This is a genomic window from Acidovorax sp. LjRoot204 (genome assembly GCF_056175785.1).
In genome coordinates this window covers 1-8,932 of record NZ_JBGFFF010000170.1, presented here as the reverse complement: position 1 = coordinate 8,932, position 8,932 = coordinate 1, and the positions used below count along the sequence as shown (strand labels likewise).

Below are 8,932 nucleotides of genomic sequence, written 5' to 3'. Positions count from 1 at the left end.
GATCAGGTCTTGGTTGGCAGGTTCGGCGGCTTGAGGGAGAAAAAACGAATGCATAGTCGGGGATTTCGGCGTCGCAAAAAAGCGGCGATACAAGTTGATAGGTGTCGGAGTCGAATCGTATCCATGCATTGAACCGTAGGAAATCGCGTTAAATTGCAGCGAACCTATACAAAAACGCATGAACAACCTCGACTGGAATCAACTGAAGGCCTTTTTGGAAACCGCGCAGACCGGCTCGCTATCGGCCGCCGCGCGCAAGTTGGACCTGACCCAGCCCACCTTGAGCCGGYAGGTGGCCGCCATTGAGCAGCAGATGGGGGTGACCCTGTTCGAGCGTGTGGGCAAGGCCATGGTGCTCACGCCCACAGGGCTGGACTTGCTAGAGCACGCACGTGCGATGGGGGCTGCCGCAGAGGCCTTAAGCTTGGCTGCGAGCGGGCGGTCACAGGCAGTAGGGGGTGTAGTGTCGGTGTCCGCCACCGATGCCGTAGCAACTTACCTGCTCCCTCCCATCTTGCAACGCCTGCGGGCAAAAGAGCCGGCCATTCGTGGGGTCAGATCGAAACGGGCAGTATCTTGCTTACCTGCGCCAATACGATTTGGACCTGGGAGAGGACAACTTCAGCTGCTACGCAGACAACACCGTGGCTTACTGGGCGCTGGTGCGTCAGGGCATGGGCATCGGCGTAACGATGCATGAGATCGCTCGCGAAACACCGGGCGTGGTCCGCGTCCTCGACGATGTGGCTCCGGTGCGCTTTCCCATCTGGCTGGTGTCGCACCGCGAACTGCGAACATCACGACGGATTCGGCTGGTGTTTGAGGCCCTGGCTGAAGGGTTGGGAATTTCCGCATAAGGCTGGTTGCAGCCGCTGAGCTTTGGCAAGCTTGTTACCGCTGCCGCCAAGAGCAGACGTTGCCCCGCTATCTGGTCAAACGTCCGCTATGAGCTCAAGACCGGAAACTTGCTGGGTTGCAATTCCCCAGACGACATGAACGGCAGCTCTCGCAAGCGGCGAACAGTCTCTGACGCCGGTCGTCAAATGTGCTAGACGACTGCTTCGCGAATGGACCTGACCTCCTGGACGAGCCAGTGAGATGTCTCCGCAAACCCATAGATACAGGCATTGGAGGCACCCTCTGCCGCTCAAGGGACGTAGTAAATCTTCGAGAGTAAGTCCTGGACGACGGGCAGCTTAAGCTCCCTTTTACACTCCAGAAGGAACCGAAGGAACTCGTCGTCCTGCGGTTTTGGAAAGTACTGCGAAGGCTGAAAATCGAACTTCCACGCCTCGTGGCCAACCAGCTTCAACGCGACGTAGATTCGTTGGGCGGCGTTGTTCGGCGCGTGGCCCCAGCCCGTGGAAAAAAACTTGGCTGACTGCGCGGACGGCCGGGTGCACAAGAGGCGTCTCGGTGCCAGCATCTCATCGTCGAACAGTTCATGGTTGGTGAAGCCACCGAGGCCATAGACGATTGGCGACGCAGTAGAAGTCGCGCGCGTGGCCGTGGTGATTCCCTCTACACTCGTCTTGAAAGTGTGTAGAGCGAAAAACAAGGCTACATCGATGTCGTGCGTGATGTCCAGGCCAACGCTTGGAAGGCCATAGTGCTGCGCAGTCGCGAAGCCCCACATCCGATAGCGATAGGAATTTGCGAAGTTCAGTAGCTCCCGCTGCATCCCCTGTTCTCTCGCCCGCTCATGAACATAAAGATCCAGCAATGCGGACCATGCACCGAAACTGTCCGGGAAGTACAGATCAGTTCTCGCTGCGGAAGGCAGCAATGAGGGCTCATCTACATCCTCCGCTCCATAGAGGCGGAGCAGTTCATCCTTCGTACGCCCCGCCCTCTCGGTCGTGTAGTGACTAGACTGCCCGCGCCATACACCACTGATGTTTGGATCACCTGATTTCATGCTCCCCGCGATGGCGCGAACATCCTCAATGGACGCGACCTCAATGACCGGCACTCGGCGGAACGGCACTCGCAAGAATGTTCCATTGGCCACGTCGTCCAGGGGGCCAACAGGCAGGTCGTCCGTGCGCCCGTAGACGGCAGCACCGTGGGCGGGTGTCCAACTCCAGCAGTTTCCGTAAAGTGGATCTTCGTATCCCTGTGTTCCCGCGCTGTTGTTGACTTGTCCGACGTCACAGGCAGGGGAGACCCGATCTGCAATCGGATTGACGTTATGCAAGTGGGCGATGAGCTGGTCAACGGAGGGCATCGAGCATCCTCTGTCCAGTCAGAAATGCGGCTCGCAATACGGCTGGGTCCACTGGAGGGAGTGTTTGAACGTTCACGGCCCGGTAAGCGGTGTCGAAGTTGGCTTGGCCCGGCGATGCAAATCGTGTTCCAACCTCCAGGCCAAGTGCATAGAAACACGCCGCTTCAATGAAGCTGGGCAGGCAAGCGTCGCTGTAGGGCCTATGAAAAATCGTGGGGCGGCCCCCCGTCATGTCTTCAGCTTCGGCAACTACGTCGCGCAAACGCTTCGTGTACTCATACTTGTCCAAATAGAGGCCCATGAGGCAATTCAAGGGCGCTCGAACAAGCTCAATCGTGGCAGGCTGGTCCTGGATGACGAACACCCGCTTATCGGGCACCTTTGGAACCCTGCCCACCTGAACGGTGGGCCTGAAGTGCAGAGATTGCAAGGCAGTTGCAGTCGCCTCAGTGATCTGTGAATCCAGGGCGCGACAAACGGCAACCTTCTGGGGAGGCACCGCGAATCCATCCACCAAGTACCCAAGCAGGATCGCGAAGATCTGCTCGAACGCAGGCTCTGCATACTCAAGAGGCATCAGCAACATGCTCTCGGGTTTGTCGCCTGGAACGGTTCGCCCCTCAAGAATGCGCGCCGCAACCATTATGTCGGCGACTGACGTCCAGGCAGAGAGCTCGCCCAATATCTCGGCGCTCCTTGCTCTTGGAAAAAGCTCGTTGCCCATAGCACCCTTCAAGGTTCTCTCGCTGCCAGTCGGCAACTCTTGTTCTGTGTGCCTAGTCTACCTGCGGTCCCAGCCACACGACGCAAATCAGCCAAAAGCCGACGGTGTGAGCACGCGTATGCGCTAGGAAGCAGGCCCCCCGCCACGCGAGCCAGTTCTGAAAGGTCAGCTCTCGGCGAGAACCACGAACTGGTGCTACCGGCCATGAGCGGGCACTGGCCGGATGGCGGAGCAGACGTTCAAGGTTTGACTTAAGCGGTGCCATCAGGCGTCCGCTTGAAGGAGGCGTTAGGCCAATGTAGCCGCACCATGCGACTACCCATATTTAATCTCGGCGCGGCCACGGAAGGACGATGTTGCCCCTCGCCCTCCGATGCCGGACGTAAACAAAGGCGAAGGTTCCGGAGATATCTGGAGAGCCTCTGGCGGCCCACTCATCAGACACTTCGTCCATCGTATCGCCGTCGAGCCAGGGTGATTCGAGGCCAACAACCAGAATTCCTGGACCATGACTTGCGACGATGGGGGCGTAAGACTGCTTGCCGGTCTTTTGTTGAACCAGATCACAAAAGTTCTCTGCGAACAGTCTGTCCATGTCCACGTACCCTCCACTAGCCATGGGCTTGTGATCTTTGATTGAACCGTAGCTGCTCAGATCTCGAGCCCACGCTTGTGAGAAGAAGGCATCCGTTAACTCCATCCACGTGGTGGTTACGCCATCGGAAAGGATTGCGTCCGGTGGGTCTGGTCGAGACACCACGGCCAATGCAAGGCCGTGGAGACGGTTGTGCTCTGCAAGTGCGTCGCGCAGCACCGCGTCTTCGTGAGCCTGCTGAATCTGTGAGCTGCTTTTCATGGGCCTAACGTTGGGAGCAACCGGCGTCCCGAAGGCGGGAGCAGCCCGCCGTAGGGACGTCCGTGTTGGCCGACATGTTAAGTCGCACTCCCTTTTGCTGCGCGCTGAATATCGAGGGCTCGCTGCCGCCCGTTAGACGTGAGCGAAACGAGTTCTAAACTGTACGGATTCAGAGAGACAAGACCTTTCCGGYGCAGGCCGTCGACCAACTCCAAAACCTCCAGACGCGACAACTGCAATACGGTGTAGTCGACCCTCTCAAGGTTTAGAGGTTCGCTGGGGTTCTCTCCCAGGGCATGGAGGAAYTGCATCTCGAGTTGGTTGAGCTGATGTGATGCGAAGGCGGCGGATGCCGCCGCCATATTGCTTCTCAAACGGGCCCAGACTCCGCCAGCGGCCCAAAGCAGAAGCAGGAAACCCGAAAAGACAAGTACCGCCACAACAACCGGAGACCACTCGCGCGGCACGGGGTCAACGTACGCGGGCGCAATGCGGGGCCCGGCGTACAACACGACCGAAGTGACGAACCCGGCTGCTACGACTGACTTCGATAGACCGAGATGCTTGAGAAGAGCCGGAATCCAGTCCATATGAGCGGTTGGCGGTTCGCGCGATTTAACGTTTGAGTTCACCGGCCGCCGGAGGCGGTCCAGTGCAACGATGGGTTGGGCCGCAAGTCACTCACTACTTTGCGTCGCTTCGCTTCTTGCGCCACGTGCCGTCTTGATTCCGCGATCTGTCTTGGCCACTTGTTGGGCCGGTTTTGACGACTGGCCCACCTGTATCCCGTGTGGGCTTATTTGTAGGAAGTTTCTTTGTATTGGTCTTGAAAAGATCAAATATTCCCATGATCGCTCCTTTGTGAGATTACCTGATGCCTAGCTCGCGAAGCTTTCGTGACAATTTGCGCGTTTGATTCATGATGTCGTCAGGATTGAGTTCGACGTCTTTTTCTGTTTTAAATCCGCAGATGGCTTCGTCACGAACTCTGCCACCGAGAGCGTTTTTTGCGGTGATTTGCAATTCAAGGCGATGAGTTCCATCGTTTGCCTTGAAAGTCCTCGTGGAAATAATTTCCAGTGAGTTCGGGTCGTTGAGACCCAATTTGACGTCCTCCACACACGCCTTGATTTGCTTAGATTCAGTACTTTCAAAGATTCCGCATCCAAGAAGTAGCGATGTAGTAATGACGCTTGCAGCTAACGATTTCATTTCAATTTCCTGAGCGGCCATGCGGCCCAACGTAATGTAAACCGCACTCAGGCGCAGGCCATATCTGGCGCCTGCGGTCTAAGTTGGGGAAGAAGAAAGTGGCGCAAACGGCCTGCCATCAGGCCGGGCGCCCGGGTTGTAGTACAAACGTTTGAGACTAAATTCAGCCATGAAACCCACCGCCCCCTGTGTTGCGCCGCACGGTTGCTGGATCAGGTCCGTGAGCGAATTCGTTACAAACACTATAGCCTGCGCACCGAACAGACCTATGTGCGATGGGCGCGCATGTTTGTTAAATGGCACGGTTTGCGGCATCCATCGAGAGATGGGCAAGTGGAAATCGAGCGTTTTCTGGGCATGCTGGCCAACGAGCGGCGGGTGTCCTTAAGGTCGTGGCCGGAAGAACCTCCAGTCCATTGGACTCCTTGGCCTTGCTCTTGCAGCCTGGCTGAATGACGGCTTTGGAGCTTCTAGCTGGATGGCGACTCAGGGTCGGCAGTACCAGTTCGTGAGCCGTGAGAGCGGACTTCCAGCAACCCATCGGCCCGCACTGGCGGCCAATGCCCGCTGATCACTTGAAACCTGCCTTTGTACAAATGGTCATCATTGGTGCCCGGATGTCTGCAATCGGGTGGTAACCGGTAGGTCGCGATGTGGTCATGAGCAGCCGCGACCGCTGCAGAAACGACGTTCGAGATGGCCGATACCGGCGGCGGATTGCAGCCATGCCGTGACCGCCAACGAATAAGTACTTTCTACCCAAAGCCGCCAATCTGCACTCGAGACAGAAAGTGCCGTCGATGACAACTCGAAATGGCAATGCTTGCGCTGAGTCAAATTCAGGTAGCGTTCGGCGAGCCTGGGATCCATCGCCGAAACAGGTCGAGGTAACCATTAGTCCAACGCAGAGCCTGCAGCGTGAGTGGGCAGGCGCCCTGGGGCAGAGCTAGCAAAAAGTAGACTTGAAGTCATTCCTCTCAACCATGCATTCACTCAATACCGATCAAGCAAGTGCCTATCCGCCGTCAATGGAAAGCTCCCAAACATTCAACCCCGATGATTTCGAGCGGTCCGTCTACCGCATATGTCCCTCTCCACTATCGTCCTTTGATCGTCGTGAGTGTCCCGACAGATTCGTTGGCCGAATTTCAGAACTTGCTGCACTGAGAGACTGGAAAGCCGCGGCAGAGCAACCACCTATTAGGCGCACGGACCTGCCATGCATCGTATTGGTTCTAGAGTCACCACACATCGATGAATATGGGCTCAAGCAACCCTACACGCCCTGGCCCGCAAACGGCGCCACGGGACGCCACATCCGCAAACGCGCCGGATTGCTCGTACCTCCGGGTTGGAATAGCAACGAGACCCAGCTTCATCTGATCAACGCCATCCCCTATCAATGCTCTCTCGGTCAAGCCACTCGGCTTTACAGGAGCAAGGTGTTCCGTGAGGCATGGGACAGCGGAGCGAGGGAGTACTTTCAGGAACGGCTCCAGCAGATTTACCGCAAAGGGGATCTTGTCGTGAACGCGTGCACAGTCGGGAAACCTGGGCCCTTATTGAGAGCGCTCGTCGAAGCCGCGATTGAAGAGGTGTTTCCCCATGCTCTGCGCTCAAGGCGCGAGCACCCTTTCCGATGGATGAGCGATGAAGCAGTGCGTCGAACTTGGCAATGACACACTGACCAGTACATGCTCAAGAGAATCGCCCACCAGCAAGCCGAGAATCTTTGCCAAACTTGCTTCTGGACTGGTCCGAACGCGAGAGTTTGTAGGCCAGGCTGCGGCTGATGGTCACGCGGGTCTTGCTCAAGTACCAACCAGATGAGCATGAACCCGTGGAGCTGATCCAGCGACAGGCACAGGTCTTTGGCGAGGAAGGACTGCGTGAATGACCTGACATATGCAGGAAGGGGCGCTGCACCCCTTCCGACTCCGCGCCTGCCTACGCTGCCACAGCCGCTGCCTTGGAGCACGGACGGCGCCTTCTCTCTGGCAACACCAAGTGGGCACGATAAAACCGCTTTTCATTGGGCAGCATCAAGGTCACCAACGGATCGGGCTTGGTAATGTAGTCGGCCACCGCCTGAAATCCCGCCACCGTTGCCTCATCCAAACGACTAAATACACCTACACCACAGTGACTGAAGCGGTTCTTATAGGGCGCTGCATTACAGTTGAAGTACACACCCATGCCGCCAGTGGTCACCTTGGACCAGTGCTCGCCGATCAGCTTCGCAATGGTCACATCCTGACGCACCATTGCACCGTTGAAGAGTAGCAGCACGTGCATGTGGGCACCCTTCTGAACCCCATATTCGAGCTTGACGACATGGCTCAGATAGCTCGGAAAGTTCACCGTAATGAAGGCCTTGAGAGCCTCCCAATCACCAATGATGCGATCTGTGGAGGCAGATGCATGCTCCTTGCCGTAGCCAAGGTCCAGGCGTAGGACCATAAGTTTCGGGAAGGCTCGCTTGAAAGCAACGAGACGCTGAACCAGGACAGAGCGCTTTCGCTGATGCTCTCGACGTACCGTGTCGAGACGAGCCAAGATCAGTTTGTTCTCCAATAGGCCAACCATCTCTGTGACTAGGCGTCGGGCAAGGCTGATGGCACGCTCTTCGTCAATCAGCACATCAGGGTCCGTGTGGTGACACAAGCGTTCGAACGCCCTAGCGACCCACTGCAGGTAAGGCTGGCGAACCTTAGCGAGGCGATCAAGAGCACCTTGCCACGTCTGACCGAGCAGCAGGCTTGCGAATCTAGAGGCAGTCCGTTCTCCAAGAGGGCTCAATCTCTTTCCCACCATCAACTTGCGCTTATTGCTATTGCCCTTCACTGCAGCTTCATGAAGCTCAGCCATCCATCGAATCTCGATCTCTTCTATTGATCGTGATTTCTGCCCATCGCTGAGTTGGCGATCTATTGCGTTGATCACAATACTTGGCGACGATGTCGAATTTACAGCATTCTCAAAACTGAGCTCCAACCCCTCTTGGAGAGGCAATTTAACAATCGCATTTAGTGAGTCTTTAGCAGAATTACCAGCCACCCTCATCTGACCATTAGCACTCACACAGCCATCATCTATTACATTAATAATATTCATAACATACAATCCAAGCAATTTAACCAATGCCGCCGATATTTTCAAAAAATAACCAAGGGAACTGCAATGAGAATTCCCAACATTGGCAGTATTAGCGCTATTTTTCATCAAATCACTTACATCCGAAATATTCTCAAGCTATCCTGCAAAAGGACACAGGCTGATTGAGCACAAGAAGAAGAGACGCTAACGCTGCTACTAGCAGCGTTAGCAGTCCCCTATCGATCAGATGTAGCCTCAATGGAGCACGACAACCGTGCGGCGTCCACGCGGCTCAGTGTGGACACGGTTCAACCAACAAAGATTATTGATAGCCATCCACATCTTTTCCTTGTGGCGTATCCTGTTCGGCCCATACTGTTTAAGGTGGTTAATATCCACTTCCGTGCGGCGCGTGGTCAGATGATAACGAATCAAGTACTCCTCAAGCAGTTGTCCATACATAGCAGCATTCTCCATAGGATCGTATGGCGTGGATATTTCTTTCATTTCATCCACAAAAAACTGGCAAATATCCCGAGCGGCCTGCAGGGTATCGACTTCAATTTCAGTGGTTCCATTGCAGAAATATTGCAGAAGGGCCGCTACTCTTGAAACGTTTTCCGCGATCTTCGAAGCAAAACCAGGGATATCGTGAAAGAACCGCCCGGGCTGCAAATCCGACTCAATAGCCCTAGCCCTGTCGTACCAAACTTGTGCGGCCTCCGGGGTATATGTGACCACCTTTCGAGGCCTGCGCTCTTTAATCGCGACAACACTTTCGTCCAGCAATTCAGCAGTCCGGGCGTGGAAGACCTCA

At 55.7% G+C, this 8,932-nt stretch carries 8 protein-coding genes and 1 pseudogene; 3 read left to right on the top strand and 6 right to left on the bottom strand.

The features are described from left to right. Nucleotides 1-178: 178 nt before the first annotated feature. Both AC04MI_RS21175 and AC04MI_RS21170 read left to right on the top strand, forming a co-directional pair. Nucleotides 179-310: pseudogene (locus tag AC04MI_RS21175) on the top strand (LysR family transcriptional regulator); the annotation flags it as partial. Nucleotides 311-548: 238 nt separating this feature from the next. Continuing rightward, nucleotides 549-857: a LysR substrate-binding domain-containing protein gene (locus AC04MI_RS21170; RefSeq protein WP_476498616.1), complete on the top strand. Its 309-nt coding sequence runs from the start codon at nucleotides 549-551 to the stop codon at nucleotides 855-857. A 290-nt stretch (nucleotides 858-1,147) separates the two neighbouring features. Here the strand turns inward: AC04MI_RS21170 and AC04MI_RS21165 are convergent, their stop codons facing one another. The 4 genes from AC04MI_RS21165 to AC04MI_RS21150 form a co-directional block, all read right to left on the bottom strand. Next, nucleotides 1,148-2,227 carry an FRG domain-containing protein gene (locus AC04MI_RS21165; protein ID WP_476498615.1) on the bottom strand — a complete coding sequence of 360 codons (1,080 nt, stop codon included), beginning with the start codon at nucleotides 2,225-2,227 and terminating at the stop codon, nucleotides 1,148-1,150. Then, nucleotides 2,214-2,951, bottom strand: coding sequence for a hypothetical protein (locus AC04MI_RS21160; protein ID WP_476498614.1), 738 nt, complete (start codon nucleotides 2,949-2,951; stop codon nucleotides 2,214-2,216). The genes AC04MI_RS21165 and AC04MI_RS21160 overlap by 14 nt, the downstream gene beginning before the upstream one ends. Nucleotides 2,952-3,276: 325 nt before the next feature. After that, on the bottom strand, nucleotides 3,277-3,807 hold the full coding sequence (locus tag AC04MI_RS21155) for a hypothetical protein (RefSeq protein ID WP_476498613.1): 531 nt from the start codon (nucleotides 3,805-3,807) through the stop codon (nucleotides 3,277-3,279). 867 nt (nucleotides 3,808-4,674) lie between these two features. Beyond that, on the bottom strand, nucleotides 4,675-5,040 hold the full coding sequence (locus AC04MI_RS21150; RefSeq protein WP_476498612.1) for a hypothetical protein: 366 nt from the start codon (nucleotides 5,038-5,040) through the stop codon (nucleotides 4,675-4,677). Between the two features lie 183 nt (nucleotides 5,041-5,223). Between AC04MI_RS21150 and AC04MI_RS21145 the strand changes: the two genes are divergently transcribed. Then, nucleotides 5,224-5,475: a phage integrase N-terminal SAM-like domain-containing protein gene (locus AC04MI_RS21145; RefSeq protein ID WP_476498611.1), complete on the top strand. Its 252-nt coding sequence runs from the start codon at nucleotides 5,224-5,226 to the stop codon at nucleotides 5,473-5,475. Nucleotides 5,476-6,966: 1,491 nt separating this feature from the next. Here AC04MI_RS21145 and AC04MI_RS21140 read toward each other — a convergent pair. Together AC04MI_RS21140 and AC04MI_RS21135 are read right to left on the bottom strand one after the other, a co-directional pair. After that, nucleotides 6,967-8,241 (bottom strand): YagK/YfjJ domain-containing protein, encoded by a 1,275-nt coding sequence (locus AC04MI_RS21140; RefSeq protein ID WP_476498610.1) that lies wholly within the window; start codon nucleotides 8,239-8,241, stop codon nucleotides 6,967-6,969. A 129-nt stretch (nucleotides 8,242-8,370) separates the two neighbouring features. Then, nucleotides 8,371-8,932, bottom strand: a 562-nt coding sequence (locus AC04MI_RS21135) for a DUF3987 domain-containing protein (protein ID WP_476498609.1), incomplete at its 5' end; no start/stop codon positions are given.

Excerpts from the sequence above, each read along its gene's own strand:
- AC04MI_RS21165 (WP_476498615.1), bottom strand. The coding sequence starts at position 2,227 with ATGCCCTCCGTTGACCAGCTCATCGCCCACTTGCATAACGTCAATCCG.
- AC04MI_RS21160 (WP_476498614.1), bottom strand. The coding sequence starts at position 2,951 with ATGGGCAACGAGCTTTTTCCAAGAGCAAGGAGCGCCGAGATATTGGGC.
- AC04MI_RS21155 (WP_476498613.1), bottom strand. The coding sequence starts at position 3,807 with ATGAAAAGCAGCTCACAGATTCAGCAGGCTCACGAAGACGCGGTGCTG.
- AC04MI_RS21150 (WP_476498612.1), bottom strand. The coding sequence starts at position 5,040 with ATGGCCGCTCAGGAAATTGAAATGAAATCGTTAGCTGCAAGCGTCATT.
- AC04MI_RS21140 (WP_476498610.1), bottom strand. The coding sequence starts at position 8,241 with ATGAAAAATAGCGCTAATACTGCCAATGTTGGGAATTCTCATTGCAGT.